At 39.0% G+C, this 20,289-nt stretch carries 19 protein-coding genes; 17 read left to right on the top strand and 2 right to left on the bottom strand.

The features are described 5' to 3' along the window. The first annotated feature begins 6 nt into the window (after positions 1-6). The 17 genes from recN (at position 7) to SPPN_RS13435 (ending at position 18,377) form a co-directional block, all read left to right on the top strand. A complete protein-coding gene (gene recN / locus SPPN_RS05760; protein WP_000923562.1) occupies positions 7-1,674 on the top strand; it encodes a DNA repair protein RecN in 1,668 nt (555 codons plus the stop codon). Between the two features lies 1 nt (position 1,675). After that, positions 1,676-2,404, top strand: coding sequence for a metallophosphoesterase family protein (locus tag SPPN_RS05755; RefSeq protein ID WP_000133357.1), 729 nt, complete (start codon positions 1,676-1,678; stop codon positions 2,402-2,404). Positions 2,405-2,482: 78 nt separating this feature from the next. Further along, positions 2,483-4,306, top strand: coding sequence for a translation elongation factor 4 (gene lepA / locus SPPN_RS05750; RefSeq protein ID WP_001047207.1), 1,824 nt, complete (start codon positions 2,483-2,485; stop codon positions 4,304-4,306). Between the two features lie 335 nt (positions 4,307-4,641). After that, positions 4,642-5,565, top strand: coding sequence for an Rpn family recombination-promoting nuclease/putative transposase (locus SPPN_RS05745; RefSeq protein ID WP_000218323.1), 924 nt, complete (start codon positions 4,642-4,644; stop codon positions 5,563-5,565). A gap of 665 nt (positions 5,566-6,230) precedes the next feature. Continuing rightward, complete coding sequence (locus SPPN_RS05740; protein WP_014017263.1) at positions 6,231-8,516, top strand: DUF1542 domain-containing protein; 2,286 nt, start codon at positions 6,231-6,233, stop codon at positions 8,514-8,516. After that, positions 8,449-8,625: a hypothetical protein gene (locus tag SPPN_RS13185; protein WP_014017262.1), complete on the top strand. Its 177-nt coding sequence runs from the start codon at positions 8,449-8,451 to the stop codon at positions 8,623-8,625. Before SPPN_RS05740 ends, SPPN_RS13185 begins: the two co-directional genes overlap by 68 nt. A gap of 358 nt (positions 8,626-8,983) precedes the next feature. Beyond that, on the top strand, positions 8,984-9,409 hold the full coding sequence (gene lacA / locus SPPN_RS05735; RefSeq protein ID WP_000029273.1) for a galactose-6-phosphate isomerase subunit LacA: 426 nt from the start codon (positions 8,984-8,986) through the stop codon (positions 9,407-9,409). 30 nt (positions 9,410-9,439) lie between these two features. Then, entirely contained in the window at positions 9,440-9,955 is a 516-nt protein-coding gene (gene lacB / locus SPPN_RS05730; RefSeq protein ID WP_001216912.1) for a galactose-6-phosphate isomerase subunit LacB, read from the top strand. A 10-nt stretch (positions 9,956-9,965) separates the two neighbouring features. Continuing rightward, the gene (locus SPPN_RS05725; protein ID WP_000604287.1) at positions 9,966-10,895 is read left to right on the top strand and encodes a tagatose-6-phosphate kinase; all 930 of its coding nucleotides are present in this window, start codon (positions 9,966-9,968) and stop codon (positions 10,893-10,895) included. Between the two features lies 1 nt (position 10,896). Further along, positions 10,897-11,877 (top strand): tagatose-bisphosphate aldolase, encoded by a 981-nt coding sequence (lacD, locus tag SPPN_RS05720; RefSeq protein ID WP_001229114.1) that lies wholly within the window; start codon positions 10,897-10,899, stop codon positions 11,875-11,877. Positions 11,878-12,135: 258 nt separating this feature from the next. Further along, positions 12,136-12,753 carry a hypothetical protein gene (locus tag SPPN_RS05715; protein WP_000201672.1) on the top strand — a complete coding sequence of 206 codons (618 nt, stop codon included), beginning with the start codon at positions 12,136-12,138 and terminating at the stop codon, positions 12,751-12,753. 396 nt (positions 12,754-13,149) lie between these two features. Beyond that, entirely contained in the window at positions 13,150-13,986 is an 837-nt protein-coding gene (locus SPPN_RS05710) for a PRD domain-containing protein (RefSeq protein ID WP_000285714.1), read from the top strand. 34 nt (positions 13,987-14,020) lie between these two features. Beyond that, entirely contained in the window at positions 14,021-14,338 is a 318-nt protein-coding gene (locus SPPN_RS05705; protein WP_001078330.1) for a PTS lactose/cellobiose transporter subunit IIA, read from the top strand. After that, positions 14,338-16,029 carry a lactose-specific PTS transporter subunit EIIC gene (locus SPPN_RS05700; RefSeq protein WP_001037356.1) on the top strand — a complete coding sequence of 564 codons (1,692 nt, stop codon included), beginning with the start codon at positions 14,338-14,340 and terminating at the stop codon, positions 16,027-16,029. Before SPPN_RS05705 ends, SPPN_RS05700 begins: the two co-directional genes overlap by 1 nt. 339 nt (positions 16,030-16,368) lie before the next feature. Next, complete coding sequence (lacG, locus tag SPPN_RS05695; protein WP_000169282.1) at positions 16,369-17,775, top strand: 6-phospho-beta-galactosidase; 1,407 nt, start codon at positions 16,369-16,371, stop codon at positions 17,773-17,775. A 42-nt stretch (positions 17,776-17,817) separates the two neighbouring features. Further along, on the top strand, positions 17,818-18,075 hold the full coding sequence (locus SPPN_RS05690; RefSeq protein WP_000475754.1) for a DUF3884 family protein: 258 nt from the start codon (positions 17,818-17,820) through the stop codon (positions 18,073-18,075). A 125-nt stretch (positions 18,076-18,200) separates the two neighbouring features. Further along, positions 18,201-18,377 (top strand): hypothetical protein, encoded by a 177-nt coding sequence (locus SPPN_RS13435; protein WP_014017259.1) that lies wholly within the window; start codon positions 18,201-18,203, stop codon positions 18,375-18,377. Here the strand turns inward: SPPN_RS13435 and SPPN_RS05685 are convergent. Together SPPN_RS05685 and nrdF are read right to left on the bottom strand one after the other, a co-directional pair. Further along, complete coding sequence (locus tag SPPN_RS05685; RefSeq protein WP_000917605.1) at positions 18,367-19,128, bottom strand: DeoR/GlpR family DNA-binding transcription regulator; 762 nt, start codon at positions 19,126-19,128, stop codon at positions 18,367-18,369. The genes SPPN_RS13435 and SPPN_RS05685 overlap by 11 nt on opposite strands. Positions 19,129-19,309: 181 nt before the next feature. Next, positions 19,310-20,272, bottom strand: a complete 963-nt coding sequence (nrdF, locus tag SPPN_RS05680; RefSeq protein ID WP_000451369.1) for a class 1b ribonucleoside-diphosphate reductase subunit beta — start codon at positions 20,270-20,272, stop codon at positions 19,310-19,312. Positions 20,273-20,289: the final 17 nt, after the last annotated feature.

Raw genomic sequence — 20,289 nt, 5'->3', positions numbered from 1 at the left:
GTCTATATGTTACTTGAAATTTCGATAAAAAACTTTGCCATTATTGAGGCTATTTCTCTCAATTTTGAAAAGGGGATGACAGTCCTGACTGGTGAAACGGGTGCAGGGAAGTCGATTATCATTGATGCCATGAATATGATGTTGGGAGCTCGTGCTACGACAGATGTTATTCGTCATGGTGCACTAAAGGCAGAGATTGAGGGGCTTTTCTCAGTTGAAAATAGTCGTTTTTTGCAGGAAATTTTTGATGAGCAAGGTTTAGAATTGGGTGATGAGATTATCATCCGTCGAGAAATCTTGCAAAATGGTCGTAGTATTAGTCGTGTCAATGGCCAGATGGTTAATCTGTCTGTTTTGCGTGCTATTGGGCAACATCTGGTAGATATTCATGGTCAGCATGACCAAGAAGAGTTAATGCGCCCTCAACTTCATATTCAAATGTTGGATGAATTCGGTGACGTAGCTTTTTGGGAATTGAAAGAAACCTATCAAACGAGTTTTGATGCTTATCGAAAAATGCGTAAGCAGGTTCTGGAAGTTAAGAAAAACCAACAGGAACACAAGGCACGTATCGAAATGTTGGAATTTCAAATGGCAGAGATTGAGGCAGCAAACTTGCAAGCTGGAGAAGACCTGGCTCTCAATCAAGAGCGAGAGAAGCTCCTCAACCATAAAAATATTGCGGATACACTGACTAATGCTTACAGTATGTTGGACAATGAAGAGTTCTCGAGTCTGGCCAATGTTCGTTCGGCCATGAATGACATGGAAAGTGTTGAAGAGTACGACCCTGAATACCGTGAAATTTCAAATTCTCTGTCTGAGACCTACTATGTCTTAGAAGATATTAGCAAACGTTTGGAAGCTATTATTGAGGATCTTGATTTTGACGGCAATCGTCTCATGTTGGTTGAGAATCGTTTGGACCTCCTTCATACCATTACCCGTAAGTATGGTGGGACTGTAGACGATGTCTTGCTTTATTTTGCCAAGATCACGGAAGAATACAATCTCTTGACAGGCAATAATCTTTCGTCTGAGGACATGGAAACAGAGCTTAAGAAGTTGGAAGTCAATCTTGTCAATTTGGCAGGTCAGCTTGCCTCTGCTCGTCATGATTTGGCCCAGCAGCTAGAAGCAGAGATTAAACAAGAACTACAGGATCTGTATATGGAAAAAGCCCAGTTTCAGGTTCGTTTTAGCAAGGGAAAATTCAGTCGTGAGGGAAATGAAATGGTTGAGTTTTATATTTCAACCAACCCTGGTGAAGACTTTAAACCCTTGGTCAAGGTTGCTTCTGGCGGGGAATTATCTCGTCTCATGCTAGCCATTAAGTCTGCCTTTTCACGTAAAGAAGGCAAGACTAGCATTGTCTTTGATGAGGTGGATACAGGAGTTTCAGGTCGTGTAGCTCAAGCTATTGCACAGAAGATTCACAAGATTGGCCAACATGGTCAGGTTCTGGCTATTTCCCATTTGCCACAAGTGATTGCGATTGCGGATTATCAATTCTTTATTGAGAAGATTAGTAATGACCATTCAACGGTTTCGACTGTTCGTCTCTTGACGGTTGAAGAGCGAGTGGAAGAAGTTGCTAAGATGTTGGCCGGTGATGATGTGACGGAAGCAGCCCTGATGCAAGCCAGAGAATTGTTGAGAAACAGGGAGAAATAAGATGACAGACTATTATGTAATTGGAGATGTTCACGGAAAAGCTGGGATGCTAGAAGACCTTCTCAAAACATGGGATGGTCAGACCCAGTTACTCTTTCTAGGGGATTTGATTGACCGTGGTGAAGATAGTCGCCGTGTCCTAGAGATGGTTAAGGACTTGGTCGATAATCAAGGGGCAATCTGTTTGTCAGGAAATCACGAGTATATGTTTTTGACTTGGCTCGATAACCCAGAAGAAAGCTATGACCACTATCGTCGCAATGGTGGAGATACAACCATTAATTCTATCCTAGGTCGTCCCTTGGATGCCTCAGTTGACGGGGTTGAAGATGCTAAGCGTGTTGCTACTGAAGCGGCAGATTTGGTCGAATTTATTCGTCAAATGCCATTTGTAGTAGAGACAGACAAGTATATCTTTGTACATGCTGGTATTGATTTGACCTTGGATGACTGGCATGAAACCACAGATTACAAGAAAGTATGGCTTAGAAAACCATTCCACGAAGCAGAAAATCATACTGGAAAAATCATTGTCTTTGGGCATACACCGGTCTATGGTTTGTTACAGCAAGAGCGTGGTACTGCTGAGCTTTGGACTACAGAAGATGGCAAGATTGGAATGGATGGAGGAGCTGTCTATGGTGGTGTCCTTCATGGAATTGTCTTTACAGATCAAGGAATGACAGAACACCACTTTATCGAAAATGACGGCTTTGTTGCTGAAGATTAGTACTCCTAGCAGGGTATGGTCTTGTCAAAATGTCAAAAACAATTTATAATAAATAGATACCCTGAAAGGAAGAGAATCATGAACTTAGAAGAATTGAAAAAACGACAGGAGAAGATCCGTAACTTCTCTATTATCGCCCATATTGACCATGGGAAATCAACTCTAGCAGACCGCATTTTGGAAAAGACAGAGACCGTTTCAAGTCGTGAAATGCAGGCCCAGCTTTTGGATAGCATGGATTTAGAGCGAGAACGTGGGATTACCATTAAACTCAATGCCATCGAGCTGAATTATACTGCAAAAGATGGGGAAACTTATATTTTTCACTTGATTGACACGCCGGGGCACGTTGACTTTACCTATGAAGTTTCACGTTCGCTAGCTGCCTGTGAGGGAGCGATTTTAGTAGTTGATGCTGCTCAAGGGATTGAGGCTCAAACCCTTGCCAACGTTTATCTGGCCTTGGACAATGATTTGGAAATCATGCCAGTCATTAATAAAATTGACCTGCCGGCTGCAGATCCAGAGCGCGTGCGTACAGAGATTGAAGATGTCATTGGTTTGGATGCCAGTGAAGCAGTTTTGGCTTCTGCCAAGGCTGGAATTGGTATCGAGGAAATCCTTGAGCAAATCGTAGAAAAAGTGCCAGCACCAACGGGTGATGTGACGGCGCCACTTAAGGCCTTGATTTTCGACTCGGTTTACGATGCTTACCGTGGGGTTATTCTCCAAGTGCGTGTCATGGATGGGGTGGTTAAACCTGGTGATAAGATTCAACTCATGAGTAATGGCAAGACCTTTGATGTGACGGAAGTTGGTATTTTCACGCCGAAAGCTGTTGGTCGTGATTTCCTTGCGACTGGTGACGTTGGTTATATTGCGGCTTCTATTAAGACGGTTCAGGACACTCGTGTAGGTGATACTGTTACCTTGGCAACCAATCCTGCTGCAGAGCCATTACATGGCTACAAACAGATGAATCCTATGGTCTTTGCGGGTCTCTATCCAATTGAATCCAACAAGTACAATGACCTACGTGAAGCCCTTGAAAAATTGCAACTGAATGATGCTAGTCTCCAATTTGAACCAGAAACATCTCAGGCACTTGGATTTGGTTTCCGTTGTGGTTTCCTTGGACTTCTCCATATGGATGTTATTCAGGAACGTTTGGAACGTGAGTTCAACATCGACCTCATCATGACAGCTCCATCCGTTATCTATAAGGTTAATTTGACCGACGGTGAGTCTATGGATGTGTCCAACCCGTCTGAATTCCCAGATCCAACTAAAATTGCGACCATTGAGGAGCCATATGTTAAGGCGCAAATCATGGTACCACAGGAGTTCGTCGGAGCAGTGATGGAATTAGCTCAGCGTAAGCGTGGGGACTTTGTGACGATGGACTATATTGATGATAACCGTGTCAATGTTATCTATCAAATTCCACTGGCTGAAATTGTCTTTGACTTCTTTGATAAGCTTAAGTCTTCGACTCGTGGTTATGCAAGTTTTGACTACGAATTGTCAGAATATCGCCCATCTAAGCTAGTGAAAATGGATATCCTTCTCAACGGAGACAAGGTGGATGCCCTCAGCTTTATCGTTCACAAGGACTTTGCCTACGAACGTGGGAAACTCATCGTTGATAAACTCAAGAAAATCATCCCTCGCCAACAATTTGAAGTTCCAATCCAAGCGGCTATTGGACACAAGATTGTCGCTCGTACTGATATCAAGGCCCTTCGTAAAAACGTACTTGCTAAATGTTATGGTGGTGACGTTTCTCGTAAACGCAAACTCCTTGAAAAACAAAAAGCTGGTAAGAAACGTATGAAAGCTATCGGATCAGTAGAAGTTCCACAAGAAGCCTTTCTTAGCGTCTTGAGTATGGATGAAGAATAAGTTATCAGAATTGTTTTTCTTGTTAATAGGAATTTATATAAGAATCAATCGTAAAGCAGGCTTAGATGGTCTGCTTTTTTATAAACTATCAAGAAATCGGAGAAAATAATGGTATAGTAGATTGAAACTAGAATAGTACACCTCTACTTTTAAAACATTGTTAGAAATAGATTTGACTGTCCTGATAGATTTGCCCTGTTCTTATTTTTTCATTTCACTATAAAATTTTAAATTTGTGACCATATCTTGACTGTATTTTCCTCTCTTTTTCGAATAAATAAATAGAATAATCAAATCTAGATTAAAAAATGTGCTATAATGAAAGGAGAAGCAATATGACTGTACGTCATCCGGGCATTAGCCCGACCAATGATTTGGTTGCTAAGAAGATTTTTAGCAATCCGGAAATCACTTGTCAATTTATTCGCGATATGCTGGATTTACCAGCCAAAAATGTGACCATTTTGGAGGGAAGTAACATTCACGTCTTGCCTTCCATGCCCTATTCGGCGCAAGATTTCTATACCAGTATAGATGTTTTGGCGGAGTTGGATAATGGTACGCAAGTTATCATCGAAATTCAGGTTCATCATCAGAATTTTTTCATCAATCGTTTATGGGCTTACCTTTGCAGTCAGGTCAATCAAAATCTTGAAAAAATTCGTCAACGAGAAGGTGATACTCATCAGAGTTATAAACACATCTCACCAGTATACGCTATCGCAATTGTGGATAGTAACTACTTCTCAGATGACTTGGCTTTTCATAGTTTTAGCATGCGAGAGGATAGGACAGGTGAGGTTTTAACAATTACAAACAATGGACAGGAAAACCATCTGGTTAAGATGGCATTCTTGGAACTAAAAAAATACAGAGAAACCAGCAAAGACGAGGTTCGCAAGCCATGGTTGGAGTTTTTCGGGAATAAACCCTTTACCCAAGAACCTGAGCGAGCCATCAGCCAAGCAGACCAACTGCTAGATTACAAGAGCTGGTCCGAGGAGGACAGGGAGATGTTTAGTCAACTACGTATGCGAGAAGAACAAGCCTTATTAGCACAGGACTATGCCTTGGAACAAGCTGAAGAAAAAGGGTTGGAGAGAGGTCGTGCAGAGGGGCTTGAACAGGGATTAGAACAGGGATTAAAAGTAGGTTTAGTAAATCTAGTCCGCCAAGGTCTTCTGACTTCTGAGGTTGCTAGCCAGCAGTTGGGCATAACCGTCGCTGAGTTTGAGGAGCTATTGAAAAAATACAAATAAGCCCTAAAAAAATACAGAGAAACCAGCAAAGACGAGGTTCGCAAGCCATGGTTGGAGTTTTTTGTAACTCTCTATCTCCTAGATAGGGTTCGATAAAATATAGTGATTTCGGAGTTAGCTAGCTAATAATCTAATCTATAAGAATCCCTAAGCAAGGGGTTAGAATCTATAAACTGGCCTATGATTTAGTTTTATCCATAAATGATAAAAAAGAGAGTATGCGTGGCTACTACAGAAGAGAGGCTTTTTAAGCATACAATGCTAGGATTTGTTTTTATCAATTAGCTTTTGATCTGCTTAACATCAGGTGGAAACACTTCGAAACAAACCGTAACTAAAATGTTATCAAATTGTAATAAAACCTTGATTTGTATATGTTTCTCAAGACAGAATCGTCAGGAAGCTTGATAGAATAGCTTTGTACAGCCTATCCATATATATATATATATATATATGGATAGGCTGTCTTTTTCTTGGTACTAAGTGAGATAAAGAAGTCAAATGATTATCTTTTTAAAGTAATTTAAGGTATAATAGTTTAGTCATATCAGGTTGAATGATTGAGTGCATTTTTGATTCACAAGGCAAACCTTTGCATTGTGTTACAGTTATGGACTCAGTAATTACACTTGAAAAAATTTAAACTAAAAAGGGGAACATCTAATATGTTTTATAGTGAGAAGGACGATAGAGAAAAACAATTACGTTTTTCGATTCGGAAGGTTAGTTTTGGAGCGGCCTCGGTAGCCGTGGCGGCGCTGTATCTCTTTATGGGAAGTGGAGCGGTATCTGCTGCGGAAGCGCAGACCATACAGTCAAATGAGGAGGTGGCAGCTGATAAGGATTCGGAAACAGAGAAAAAATCAGAGGATCCACAGCTAACCTACGCTGCTCCTGCTGCAAAAGAACAAGGATCTGCAACCAATACTGAAGCAGGGGATGAAGGCAAGCAAGAGAGTCATCCAGGGACCAAAGAGGAAGAAGTCAACTCATCTGAAAGAAGCGAAACTACAACAAAGACTCAATCGGATGAAGACTCTGTGAGTGGGGACTCTAGCTCTCCAAAATCTGAAGGTGAAGGTACAAGATCAGAAGAAGCAAGCAGCAAGCCAAAAGTACGTAAAAGACGTGATGCACCTGCCCCAACAGCGACTCCAACCGATGACGATTCAGATGAAAATCAGACTTATAAAGCTCCAGGGAATGATGCAAGTGTAGATACATTGGCGAACAAATTAAAAGAACTACCTGAAACAGTAGAGAATGAGAAAAAACTTGCAAACATAGATCAGGTTGCGGCTGCCAAGAGTATAGACCCGGGTACAGTAAAAGAATTAGATGAGTTCGGAGGGTGGAAGGCTGTAAGAGATTCAGCAGGAAATGGGAAGTTTGCTGTTGCAAGAAAAACAGCAGACGGTGTCTTTCCAATTGAAACGGTTAACACAGTAAAAGAAAATACCAAAACAAATAAAACATGGACAACTGAATCTGTGTTTGATCGTAGTAATGAGTATGCCCTCTTTTTGTCCAAAGTTAGGACTCTAAGTACTAAAAGTGAACAAACCTTTGATGGAACATCATATATGGAAAATAATGAAGGACCTGGTATTGCTAAAGGTATAAAAAGTTTTAATGGGATAGAAAAAACATTTGGAGTATATTCACCTACTGTAGGAACTAGTACAACGATTCAATTTAAAACAGGCTATACAGGAGATATTAACGGGAAAAAAGCGTTATATAAGGTCGAATTAATAGGTTACAAAGAAAATGCAGAGGCAACGCTTTATAATGTTACTTTCGATCCTTCACAAACTAAAAGTACTGATGATATGAAGGTGACGGCTGCAAGCGAGAAACAAAGCACTAACTTTACTAGTTCTAGAACTTCTACAGATAAAAATGATTTGAACCAGAAATTAGCGGAAACTCAAAATACACCAAAAGGAACAGCAGGAACCTTCACAAGTAAAGCGATTGACATTCCTAAAGGATATACGAGTTATAAGATTCGTATTAGTTCTGCGGATAATTTACGTTTAGGTATGGGGTATCAGGTGCCATGGGACCATTATGCTCTACCAGTTGTTGGAACAGGGTTTTCAGTTACTCAGGACACTAGGAAAGTAGCTAAGGACTTAGCTAAAAAAGTTTATGATGAATTAGCCAGACAAAAAGAAGAAGACACAAAATGGTCTACTCCTGAAACCAAGGCTGATTATGAAGAAAAATTAAACAAAATTAAGGGGAATTTGGATATTACATCTACTACTGCTAATTACAAAATAGTAGTGGAAGAGGCTCTAGAAAAACGGAAACAGCTGGACGAAGAGCAGCAAATAAAAAACAAAGCCAAGAAAGCAATAGAAGATAAGCTTAAAGAGAAAGAAACAGCGATTGAAAAAAATAGCAAGCTAAGCCCAAGAGAAAAAGCAGCGGCTACGGAAGAAGCTAAGGCGGAAGCGGATAAAGCTACGACAGGGATAATGGATGCTCAATCTCAAGATGACGTTACCACTAAGCAAACTGATGGAACTGCAGCTATAGACAATGTGAATCCAATAGGAATAGACATGGCGGTAGAGGCCATAGCAGCCGCTGCAGCAGTGAAAATGGCTGAGATAGAGGATAATGATAAATTATCAGAAGACGAAAAAACTGCAGCTAAGGAAAAAGTTGTGGCGGCTGTCAGAGAAGCAGGCGAAGCTATTAAGCAAGCTAAGGAAACCAATAATCAAGATGGAGTTGATCGAGCGCAAGTAACTGCAATCTCTAAAGTAACTGCAATCAACCCAGTAGGAAAAGAAAAGGCTAAAAAAGCTATTCAAGATGAGTTGGATGCCAAACTGCAAGCCATTGACAACAACGATAAGTTGAGTCAAGATGAAAAAGATAAAGCTAAAGGCAGACGCAACAGCCAAAGCTCAAGCGCAGAAAGAAGCCATCGATAACCAGCCAGCCAATGCGAATACACCAGAGGAAGCTACGGAGGCTCAAGGTATTGTTGATACAGCTCAAGCTACAGGACAAGCCGACATTAAGAAGGTGCGGTTACCGTAAAGTAAAACGATTGGAGGATATTTTAATGCAACAACCTATTGTTCCTGTAGAGATTCCACAATCTCGTCGTTTTGATTCTAAAAAGAGAAATGATATTCTGCTTAAAATTCAGCAGAAAATCATTTAGAAGATAAGAAGAATGTTCGTCTCTTAGAAGCCAATCAGGTTGAAGAATTAGGGTTTGAGATAGAAGTTTTATAAAAAATCAAAAAAATAAACAACAAAAACAAACACAAACTATTGACTTTTTCAAACAATAGTAGTATATTATGTTTGTGAGGACTAATTGACTGTTTTTTAAAGACAGCCAATACACTGCTGGAATCCAGCCTAGAAAAAATAAAAAGGAGTATACAATATGTCTATTGTTATCGGTGCAGATGCTGCAGGTTTGAGATTGAAAGAAGTGGTGAAAGACTTCTTAGAAAAAGAAAACTTCCACCTTGTGGATGTTACAGCTGAAGGTCAAGACTTTGTTGATGTGACTCTCGCTGTTGCTGCAGAAGTAAACAAAGAAGAACAAAACCTTGGTATCGTGATTGATGCTTATGGAGCTGGTCCATTTATGGTCGCAACTAAGATCAAAGGAATGGTTGCTGCAGAAGTATCTGACGAACGTTCAGCTTATATGACTCGTGGCCACAACAACTCACGTATGATCACTATGGGTGCACAACTTGTTGGTGATGAATTGGCTAAAAATATCGCTAAAGGATTTGTTAACGGTCAATACGATGGTGGACGTCATCAAATCCGTGTCGACATGTTGAATAAAATGTGCTAATTAGATTATAGTAAGAAAGGTAAGTTAAAAATGAGAATTGCAATTGGATGTGACCACATCGTAACAGATGAAAAAATGGCGGTTTCAGAATTTTTGAAATCAAAAGGATATGAAGTTATTGACTTTGGTACATATGACCATACACGTACTCACTACCCAATCTTTGGTAAAAAAGTAGGGGAAGCTGTAACTAGCGGTCAAGCTGATCTTGGAGTATGTATCTGTGGTACTGGTGTTGGTATCAACAACGCTGTAAATAAAGTTCCTGGTGTTCGTTCTGCCTTGGTTCGTGATATGACAACAGCCCTTTATGCTAAAGAACAATTGAACGCTAACGTTATTGGTTTTGGTGGTAAGATTACTGGTGAATTGCTTATGTGTGATATCATCGAAGCTTTCATCCATGCTGAATACAAACCATCTGAAGAAAATAAAAAATTGATTGCGAAAATTGAACACCTTGAAAGTCACAATAATCGACAAACAGACGCAAACTTCTTCACTGAATTCCTTGAAAAATGGGATCGCGGAGAATACCACGACTAAGAGGTGACCTATGATTTTAACAGTCACAATGAACCCATCCATTGATATTTCCTATCCCTTGGATGAGTTGAAGATTGATACTGTCAATCGTGTGGTGGATGTAACCAAAACGGCTGGTGGTAAGGGACTCAATGTTACCCGAGTACTTTCAGAATTTGGGGATTCAGTTCTTGCTACTGGTTTAGTAGGTGGCAAACTTGGTGAGTTTTTAGTTGAAAATATTGATGATAATGTTAAGAAAGATTTCTTTTCTATTCAGGGAGAAACTCGTAACTGTATCGCTATTCTTCACGGAGACAACCAAACAGAAGTTCTTGAAAAAGGTCCTGTAGTATTGGAACAGGAAGGTCAAGACTTTTTGGAACATTTCAAAAAACTCTTGGAGTCAGTTGAAGTAGTAGCTATCTCAGGCAGTCTGCCAGCTGGCCTTCCAGTTGATTACTATGCGAGCTTGGTAGAACTTGCTAATCAAGCTGGCAAGCCTGTTGTCTTGGACTGCTCTGGTGCAGCACTTCAGGCTGTTCTTGAATCACCCCATAAACCAACAGTCATCAAACCAAATAATGAGGAATTGTCTCAACTTCTAGGAAGAGAAGTTTCTGAGGATTTGGATGAATTAAAAGAAGTCCTTCAAGAACCCTTGTTTGCAGGTATTGAATGGATTATCGTTTCGCTTGGTGCCAACGGTGCCTTTGCCAAACATGGTGACACTTTCTACAAGGTAGATATTCCTAGAATTCAGGTAGTCAACCCTGTCGGATCTGGAGATTCTACAGTTGCTGGAATTTCTTCAGGTTTACTTCATAAAGAATCGGATGCAGAACTACTCATCAAGGCAAATGTCCTTGGTATGCTCAATGCTCAAGAAAAAATGACTGGTCATGTCAACATGGCCAACTATCAAGCTCTATATGATCAATTAATAGTAAAAGAGGTATAAAATGGCTTTAACAGAACAAAAACGTGCACGCTTAGAAAAACTTTCTGACGAAAATGGTATCATCTCAGCTCTTGCATTTGACCAACGTGGTGCTTTAAAACGCCTCATGGCTCAACACCAAACAGAAGAACCAACAGTGGCTCAAATGGAAGAACTTAAAGTTTTGGTAGCAGATGAATTAACTAAATACGCTTCATCTATGCTTCTTGATCCTGAATATGGACTTCCAGCAACTAAAGCTCTTGATGAAAAAGCTGGTCTTCTCCTTGCTTATGAAAAAACAGGTTATGACACAACAAGTACAAAACGCTTGCCTGACTGCTTGGATGTTTGGTCTGCAAAACGTATTAAAGAAGAAGGTGCAGATGCAGTTAAGTTCTTGCTTTACTATGATGTAGATAGTTCAGACGAACTCAACCAAGAAAAACAAGCTTACATCGAACGTATCGGTTCTGAGTGTGTGGCTGAAGATATTCCATTCTTCCTTGAAATCCTTGCTTACGATGAAAAAATTGCTGACGCAGGTTCAGTAGAATACGCGAAAGTAAAACCACACAAAGTTATTGGTGCTATGAAAGTTTTCTCAGACCCACGCTTTAACATTGATGTCTTGAAAGTAGAAGTTCCTGTTAACATTAAATATGTTGAAGGATTCGCTGAAGGTGAAGTAGTTTATACACGTGAAGAAGCAGCAGCCTTCTTCAAAGCTCAAGATGAAGCAACTAACTTGCCATATATCTACTTGAGTGCTGGTGTATCAGCTAAACTCTTCCAAGATACTCTTGTATTTGCTCATGAATCAGGTGCAAACTTTAACGGAGTTCTTTGTGGCCGTGCAACATGGGCTGGATCAGTTGAAGCATACATCAAAGATGGTGAAGCAGCAGCTCGTGAATGGCTTCGCACAACTGGTTTTGAAAACATTGACGAACTCAACAAAGTTCTTCAAACAACAGCAACTTCATGGAAAGAACGCGTGTAAGCAAGTCCTCCTAGGTTAGGAACATGAATCTAAAAAAATTTTAAAAAAGTTGTATGTAAAGGTTTACAAAATAACTTACTTGTGCTACACTTAAATCACAAGTTAATATGAATTAGAAAGTAACTAGATGAAGTATAATAAAAATAAGGTATAGTTTATTTTACGAGCTAGGAAGGAATAATACGGAAACAATATTGCCAGAATAAACTATATTTAGACGCACATTTCAATTCGTTGTTTTATAAAAGGAGAAGATAAATGGCTACTAAAAAGAGTTTTAAAGCGTTAGTTGTAGGACTAGGTATTGTTTCAATATTCTCATCAGCCTTACCTATGGTTAGTCATTCTGTATTTGCAGATAGTGCCCTAACTAGAGTAGATAAAGCAAATGATATTGTTTTGAATGTTGATGGGAATAAATTTTATAATGTTTCGGTTTCAGAAGATATTGTAAATGCTGGTCAAATTTTGGAAGATTATTTTTATGTAGATAAATTTGGAAATATAAATTTAAAAGGTACTCCTGAAGAGTTAGCAAAAAATATTGGTATTTCTGTACAAGAAGCAAGTTTGATGTATGAAGCTGTAAAAGAGTTGCCTAACGTTTACGAAAGAGGTCCTGTAGGTTTTCGTTTCAATCTTGGTCCTCAAGTGAGGGGGATGGGTGGCTGGGCTGCTGGAGCTTTCGCTACTGGATATGCTGGATGGCATTTAAAACAATTTGCGGTTAATCCTGTTACGGCTGGGTTTGTTGCTGTAATAAGTGGTGCGATTGGCTGGGCTGTAAAAACTGCTGTAGAAAATTATTGGACAGTTGCTGTAGCTACAGTAGAAGTGCCGTTTGTAAACCTTGTTTACACCATAGATTTACCTTAAAGGTTATTTCTTTATGAATAGTTCGTTTAAAAAAATAACCGTATTTTGTTTTATAGTTTCTTGTGTTCTTTGTTTATTAGATTTAATGAATTTTAAAAATGTAGCTACTTTTTTATTTTTCTGTCTTCCTGTTTTTGTTTTGATTTACAAAAATAAATAAAAACAGATCCTCTGTTTGATGAATTTTAGAACATAGTTAAGTTTAAAAAAAGTTGTATGTAAAGGTTTACAAAATAACTTACTTGTGCTATACTTAAATCACAAGTTAATACAAGGTGAGTGTTACTAAGTAATATTAGGCATGATCACAGGTGAATTAGAAATCGGCTGATTTTCTAGTTCATTTGTGGTCATTTTTTATACTCATATACCTTTAAAATATAAAAGGAGGTTGACATGTATCGAATTCTAAATCCAATGAATCACAATGTCTCGCTTGTCAGAAATGATAAAGGAGAAGAAGTGATTGTGATTGGTAAGGGGATTGCATTCGGAAAGAAGAAGGGAGATTTGATTGCTGAACATCAGGTTGAGAAAATCTTTCGGATGAAGACCGAAGAGTCCAGAGAAAATTTTATGGCTCTCCTCAAAGATGTTCCGCTTGATTTTATCACAGTGACCTATGAAATCATTGATAAGCTTTCCAAGAAATATCACTATCCGATTCAAGAGTATCTCTACGTAACCTTGACAGATCATATTTACTGTTCTTACCAAGCTCTAACTCAAGGAAGGTACAAGGATAGTAATCTGCCAGATATTTCTGCCAAGTATCCTGTCGCTTTTCAAATCGCAAACGAAGCTTTTGAAATTTACCGTCAGAAGTTAGCAGATCATTTTCCTGAGGATGAAATTATTCGGATTGCTTATCATTTCATTAATGCCGAAGGTGAAAATGAAGTGGAACTTGTGGAGTCGATTGATAAGAGGAAAGAAATTCTCAGGAATGTTGAGGGAGTTCTAAAGGAATATGCAATTCAACGAACCAAAGAGAATAACCATTTCTATGATCGCTTTATGATACATTTGAATTATTTCTTGGATTATTTAGACAGATCTAGAGATGATAACCAATCACTTCTGGATATGGAAGATCATATTAAACAATCCTATCCAAAAGCCTTCGAGATTGGTTCCAAGATCTATGATGTGATTACGCAACATACGGGTCTTGATTTGTATAAAAGTGAACGAGTTTATCTAGTTCTACATATCCAACGTTTATTGTCATAAAAATTATTTAAAATTATATAAGGAGAATTCTATCATGAATAGAGAAGAAGTAACATTGTTAGGTTTTGAAATCGTGGCCTATGCTGGCGATGCTCGTTCAAAACTATTGGAAGCCTTGAAGGCTGCTGAAGCTGGTGATTTTGAAAAAGCGGACGCTCTGGTAGAGGAAGCTGGTAGCTGTATCGCAGAGGCACACCACGCGCAAACAAGTCTATTGACTAAGGAAGCAGCTGGCGAGGATTTGGCTTATAGTGTAACCATGATGCATGGCCAAGACCACTTGATGACAACTATCTTATTAAAAGATTTGATGCACCACTTAATCGAACTCTACAAGAGAGGAATTAAATAATGAATAAACTAATTGCATTTATCGAGAAAGGAAAGCCTTTCTTTGAAAAACTATCTCGTAATATCTATCTTCGTGCTATTCGTGATGGTTTTATTGCTGGTATGCCTGTTATTCTCTTCTCAAGTATCTTTATCTTGATTGCCTTTGTACCAAACTCATGGGGCTTTAAATGGTCTGATGAAGTTGTAGATTTTCTGATGAAACCTTACAGCTATTCAATGGGGATTCTAGCTCTCTTGGTAGCTGGTACAACAGCTAAGTCATTGACCGACTCAGTAAACCGTAGCATGGAGAAAACCAATCAAATCAACTATATGTCAACATTGTTGGCAGCAATTGTTGGTTTGTTGATGTTGGCAGCTGACCCAATTGCAGGTGGTTTTGCAACAGATTTCCTTGGAACAAAAGGTTTGCTTTCAGCCTTCCTTGCTGCCTTTGTTACAGTAGCTATCTATAAGGTCTGTGTTAAGAACAACGTCACTATTCGTATGCCTGACGAAGTTCCACCAAATATCTCACAAGTCTTTAAAGATGTGATTCCATTCACTCTCTCAGTTGTTTCACTTTATGCTCTTGATTTACTAGCTCGTCATTTTGTGGGTGCAAGTGTAGCTGAATCAATCGGTAAATTCTTTGCACCACTCTTCTCTGCAGCTGATGGTTATCTAGGTATTACGATTATCTTTGGTGCCTTTGCCTTCTTCTGGTTTGTTGGTATTCATGGTCCATCTATCGTTGAACCAGCAATCGCAGCGATTACCTATGCCAATGCCGAAGTCAACTTGAACCTTCTCCAACAAGGGATGCATGCTGATAAGATTCTTACTTCTGGTACACAAATGTTTATCGTTACCATGGGTGGTACTGGTGCGACACTAGTTGTTCCATTCATGTTCATGTGGTTAACAAAATCAAAACGTAACCGTGCAATCGGACGTGCTTCAGTAGTTCCTACCTTCTTCGGTGTAAATGAACCAATCTTGTTTGGTGCACCACTTGTGTTAAACCCAATCTTCTTCATTCCATTTATCTTTGCTCCAATCGCAAACGTATGGATCTTTAAATTCTTTATCGAAACTCTTGGAATGAACTCATTTACTGCTAATCTACCTTGGACAACTCCAGCTCCACTAGGTCTAGTTCTTGGTACGAACTTCCAGGTTCTATCATTCGTTCTAGCTGCCCTCCTAATCGTGGTTGACGTAGTCATTTACTATCCATTCCTTAAAGTCTATGATGAACAAATTCTCGAAGAAGAACGTTCAGGTAAATCTAATGACGAATTGAAAGAAAAAGTTGCTGCAAACTTTAACACTGCAAAAGCAGATGCTATTCTTGAGAAAGCGGGTGTAGAAGCAGTACAAAATACAATCACTGAAGAAACAAATGTCCTCGTTCTCTGTGCAGGTGGAGGTACAAGTGGTCTCCTTGCAAATGCTTTGAATAAGGCAGCAGCAGAATACAATGTCCCTGTGAAAGCAGCAGCAGGTGGCTATGGTGCTCACCGTGAAATGTTGCCAGAGTTTGATCTTGTTATCCTTGCTCCTCAAGTTGCTTCAAACTTTGAAGACATGAAAGCAGAAACTGATAAACTCGGTATTAAACTTGCGAAAACAGAAGGCGCTCAATACATCAAATTAACCCGTGATGGAAAAGGTGCTCTTGCATTTGTACAAGCTCGATTCGATTAAGGCTAGGGACTCTGAAATAGTCTCCTATCGTTACGGAAATCGCTATGGCGAATTTCCTAATCGCCTTGTTAATTCGTCGGTAAAAAGATTATCGTTTTTACCTCCTCATGTCACAATTCGATTAATAATAGGGACTCTGAAATAATCTCCTATCGTTACGGAAATCGCTATGGCGAATTTCCTAATCGCCTTATTAATTCGTCGGTAAAAAGATATCGTTTTTACCTCCCCATGTCACAATTCGGTGACTTGCTACAAGAAGTGAGATGGAGAAGGATGGCTCACTGACTCCTCTCCTCTCACTTTTATTTTATTTAAATCAAGAAATAGGTGAAAAAAATGACAAAAACATTACCAAAAGATTTTATTTTCGGTGGCGCAACAGCTGCCTATCAAGCAGAAGGTGCTACACATACTGATGGAAAAGGACCAGTTGCGTGGGATAAGTATCTTGAAGATAACTACTGGTACACTGCCGAACCAGCCAGTGATTTTTACAATCGATATCCAGTTGACCTCAAGCTAGCAGAAGAGTATGGTGTCAATGGCATTCGAATTTCTATTGCTTGGTCACGTATTTTCCCGACTGGTTATGGTCAAGTAAATCAGAAAGGTGTTGAGTTTTATCATAATTTATTTGCAGAGTGTCACAAACGTCATGTTGAGCCCTTTGTAACTCTTCATCACTTTGACACGCCAGAAGCTCTCCACTCAAATGGAGACTTCTTAAACCGTGAAAATATCGAACACTTTGTAGACTACGCTGCCTTCTGTTTTGAAGAATTTCCAGAAGTAAACTATTGGACAACCTTTAATGAAATTGGGCCAATTGGTGATGGTCAATACTTGGTTGGGAAATTCCCTCCAGGTATTCAGTACGACCTTGCCAAAGTTTTCCAATCGCACCACAATATGATGGTTTCTCATGCGCGTGCAGTTAAGCTATATAAAGATAAAGGTTATAAAGGTGAAATTGGTGTTGTTCACGCTCTACCAACTAAGTATCCTTTGAATCCTAAAAATCCAGCAGATGTTCGTGCAGCAGAGTTGGAAGATATTATTCACAATAAATTTATCTTGGATGCAACTTATCTGGGTCACTATTCTGAAAAGACCCTGGCAGGGGTAGAGGCTATCTTGGCTGCCAATGGTGGAAAGCTTGACTTGCGTGACGAAGATTTCGAAGTATTAGAAGCCGCAAAAGACTTGAATGACTTCCTTGGAATTAACTACTATATGAGTGACTGGATGGAAGCCTTTGATGGAGAAACTGAAATCATCCATAATGGTAAGGGTGAGAAAGGAAGTTCTAAATACCAAATCAAAGGTGTTGGTCGTCGTGTAGCTCCTGATTATGTACCACGTACGGATTGGGATTGGATTATCTACCCTCAAGGTTTGTATGACCAAATCATGCGCGTGAAGAAAGATTATCCTAATTATAAGAAAATCTACATCACTGAAAATGGTCTTGGATATAAAGATGAGTTCGTTGATAACACTGTTTACGATGATGGCCGTATTGATTATGTCAAACAACACTTAGAGGTTTTGTCTGATGCGATTGCAGATGGAGCGAATATAAAAGGTTACTTTATTTGGTCATTGATGGACGTCTTCTCATGGTCAAACGGTTATGAGAAACGTTATGGTCTCTTCTATGTAGACTTTGAAACGCAAGAACGTTATCCGAAGAAATCAGCTCATTGGTACAAGAAAGTAGCGGAAACTCAAGTGATTGAGTAGTAGAATGAGTCATTAGATATAGAATTTTAGTGAGGCAAAAAGATGTTCAAAAATTTTATCCAATCTATTTATGAAAAAGTTTATATTATCAACTTTGAAAAATGTTCTCAAATACCGTGTTTGACGAATGAAGAACTGAAAAGCCTTGGGAAATGGTATGTCTCGACCGGTAAAGAATGGATTTGTCATTCAGACTATGAGCTGGAAGAATTTAAAAATCTATTTTTAAATTTTATCAATCCTGAAGAATGGGATACTATCTCCTTTGATTCAGATTTTATGCCGTTTCAACAATCGTAACCAATTTCCAAAAAAGTTAAATCTTATACCTAGTACGCTGCAAAACTCTTATCTAATCACCTTGCTTATACTCAATGAAAATCAAAGAGCAACTTTAAACTAGGAAGCGAGTCGCAGGTTTCTCAATGCATAGCTTTGAGGTTGCAGATAAAGCAATTGGGCAAAAAGTCTTTGATACAGAAAAACGCATAATATCAGGTGTTGAAAACCTTGATACTATGCGTTTTATTGTGGGAAGATTTACTTCATTTTCTTCTGAAATTGAGTTGTTACCCAGAATCTTTCAGTTGATTAAGGCTTGATGACTTTAGTAAGTTTAGATAGTTCAAAAAGGATTGAATCACTTAGTTTAGAATCTGAAACAATAGTATCAAGATTTGATACATTATAAAAAGTATAAAAATCAAACTTATTGAACTTACTATGATCTGCGAGTAAATATTTTTTATTAGAATTATTTAAAGCGATGCGTTGAGCCTCTCCCTCTTCCTCGCTAAAAGTAGCTAGAGCCCCGTTTTGAATACCATTACAGCTAACGAAAGCTTTAGAAAATTGGAGATTAGAGAGATTTTGTAGGGTCAATGTGCCAACAAAAGCACCTGTAATATCGCGATAATTTCCACCTATCAAAATCAAATCTGTTAATTTTCGTTCGCTTAAAATCAGAAAAACAGGTAGACTGTTGGTCACGACGCGGATATTGTCAATAGGCAACTCACGCGCAAAAAATTCTAATGTTGTTCCTGGTCCAATAAAAATAGTTTCTCTTTCTTCTACTAGACTGCCTGCAAAACGGGCTATTTCTTGTTTTTCTGCCGTTTGGAGGGCTTGTTTTTCAATATTTGATCGCTCATTAGTCAAAAGGGAGTTGGTTCGAAGTTTTTCAGCTCCACCATGCACACGAATCAGCAAATCTTTATCAGCTAATTCCTGTAAATAGCGCCTTGCAGTCATATCTGAAACGGCTATTTCGTCCATAATCTGTTTAACCGTTATGGTTCCTTTACTATTTACTGTTTCTAAAATTTTGGTTAATTTTTCTTGTTTGAGCATATTATCACCTCGTTTCCTACTACTATCTTACCATAAACTAGCTCATCATTCAAATACAAAAACAACAAAATAAAACAAAAACAAAAATATCGAGGTTTATTTTCAAAACTTTCGATATTTTTGTTGGGTTATAACTTTGATGTTTCTAGTTTACTTTTTGATGATTGAGAGTGGTGGAGAATTAGTCTAAACCGTAGTTATAGTCATCGTCTTGCATGGCTTCAACTTCGCCAAGAAGGTAACCATTTCCGACTTGAGAGAAGAAGTCATGGTTGGAAGTTCCTGTTGAAATACCGTTCATAACGATTGGGTTGACATCTTCAGCTGAATCTGGGAAAAGTGGATCTTGTCCCATGTTCATGAGAGCTTTATTGGCATTGTAGCGAAGGAAGGTTTTAACCTCTTCAGTCCAACCAACACCGTCATAAAGACTCTCTGTGTAGCCTTCTTCATTTTCATAAAGAGTATAGAGTAGGTCGTACATCCATTCTTTGAGTTTTTCTTGCTCTTCTTCAGGCAATTCATTGAAACCAAGTTGGAATTTGTAACCAATGTAGGTTCCGTGAACAGACTCGTCACGAATAATCAATTTAATGATTTCTGCAACGTTGGCTAGTTTGTTGTTACCGAGATAGTAGAGGGGAGTGAAGAAACCAGAGTAGAAGAGGAAGGTTTCGAGGAAGACGCTGGCAACTTTCTTTTCAAGTGGGCTGCCGTTTAGGTAGATTTCGTTGACAATCTCAGCCTTCTTTTGTAGGTAAGGATTGGTATTGGTCCATTCGAAAATTTCTTCAATCTCAGCCTTAGTATTCAAGGTAGAAAAGATTGATGAGTAAGATTTAGCGTGGACAGATTCCATAAATTGGATGTTATTGAAAACAGCTTCCTCATGTGGTGTACGGATGTCTGCGCGAAGGGCTTGAACCCCAGTTTCAGATTGCATAGTGTCAAGAAGGGTTAAACCACCAAAAACTTTTCCGACCAAGTCTTTCTCTTTGTTAGATAGCTTTCTCCAGTCATCCAAGTCGTTTGATAAGGGAATACGTGTATCGAGCCAAAATTGCTCCGTCAGTTTTTCCCAAGTTGATTTGTCGATGACATCTTCGATGGCATTCCAGTTAATGGCTTTGTAGTAAGTTTCCATTTAAAATCTCTTTCTGT

Source organism: Streptococcus pseudopneumoniae IS7493, assembly GCF_000221985.1.
Classification (GTDB): domain Bacteria; phylum Bacillota; class Bacilli; order Lactobacillales; family Streptococcaceae; genus Streptococcus; species Streptococcus pseudopneumoniae.
This window is presented reverse-complemented; position numbering and strand designations above follow the sequence as displayed.

What these genes read in the sequence shown, in the direction of transcription:
- SPPN_RS05715 (WP_000201672.1), top strand. Translation starts at nt 12,136, where the DNA reads ATGGCTACTAAAAAGAGTTTTAAAGCGTTAGTTGTAGGACTAGGTATT.
- SPPN_RS05700 (WP_001037356.1), top strand. Translation starts at nt 14,338, where the DNA reads ATGAATAAACTAATTGCATTTATCGAGAAAGGAAAGCCTTTCTTTGAA.
- nrdF (WP_000451369.1), bottom strand. Translation starts at nt 20,272, where the DNA reads ATGGAAACTTACTACAAAGCCATTAACTGGAATGCCATCGAAGATGTC.
- SPPN_RS05745 (WP_000218323.1), top strand. Translation starts at nt 4,642, where the DNA reads ATGACTGTACGTCATCCGGGCATTAGCCCGACCAATGATTTGGTTGCT.
- SPPN_RS05690 (WP_000475754.1), top strand. Translation starts at nt 17,818, where the DNA reads ATGTTCAAAAATTTTATCCAATCTATTTATGAAAAAGTTTATATTATC.
- SPPN_RS13185 (WP_014017262.1), top strand. Translation starts at nt 8,449, where the DNA reads ATGAAAAAGATAAAGCTAAAGGCAGACGCAACAGCCAAAGCTCAAGCG.
- SPPN_RS05740 (WP_014017263.1), top strand. Translation starts at nt 6,231, where the DNA reads ATGTTTTATAGTGAGAAGGACGATAGAGAAAAACAATTACGTTTTTCG.
- lacD (WP_001229114.1), top strand. Translation starts at nt 10,897, where the DNA reads ATGGCTTTAACAGAACAAAAACGTGCACGCTTAGAAAAACTTTCTGAC.
- lacA (WP_000029273.1), top strand. Translation starts at nt 8,984, where the DNA reads ATGTCTATTGTTATCGGTGCAGATGCTGCAGGTTTGAGATTGAAAGAA.
- SPPN_RS05755 (WP_000133357.1), top strand. Translation starts at nt 1,676, where the DNA reads ATGACAGACTATTATGTAATTGGAGATGTTCACGGAAAAGCTGGGATG.
- lacG (WP_000169282.1), top strand. Translation starts at nt 16,369, where the DNA reads ATGACAAAAACATTACCAAAAGATTTTATTTTCGGTGGCGCAACAGCT.
- SPPN_RS05710 (WP_000285714.1), top strand. Translation starts at nt 13,150, where the DNA reads ATGTATCGAATTCTAAATCCAATGAATCACAATGTCTCGCTTGTCAGA.
- recN (WP_000923562.1), top strand. Translation starts at nt 7, where the DNA reads ATGTTACTTGAAATTTCGATAAAAAACTTTGCCATTATTGAGGCTATT.
- SPPN_RS13435 (WP_014017259.1), top strand. Translation starts at nt 18,201, where the DNA reads ATGCATAGCTTTGAGGTTGCAGATAAAGCAATTGGGCAAAAAGTCTTT.
- lacB (WP_001216912.1), top strand. Translation starts at nt 9,440, where the DNA reads ATGAGAATTGCAATTGGATGTGACCACATCGTAACAGATGAAAAAATG.
- SPPN_RS05705 (WP_001078330.1), top strand. Translation starts at nt 14,021, where the DNA reads ATGAATAGAGAAGAAGTAACATTGTTAGGTTTTGAAATCGTGGCCTAT.
- SPPN_RS05725 (WP_000604287.1), top strand. Translation starts at nt 9,966, where the DNA reads ATGATTTTAACAGTCACAATGAACCCATCCATTGATATTTCCTATCCC.
- lepA (WP_001047207.1), top strand. Translation starts at nt 2,483, where the DNA reads ATGAACTTAGAAGAATTGAAAAAACGACAGGAGAAGATCCGTAACTTC.
- SPPN_RS05685 (WP_000917605.1), bottom strand. Translation starts at nt 19,128, where the DNA reads ATGCTCAAACAAGAAAAATTAACCAAAATTTTAGAAACAGTAAATAGT.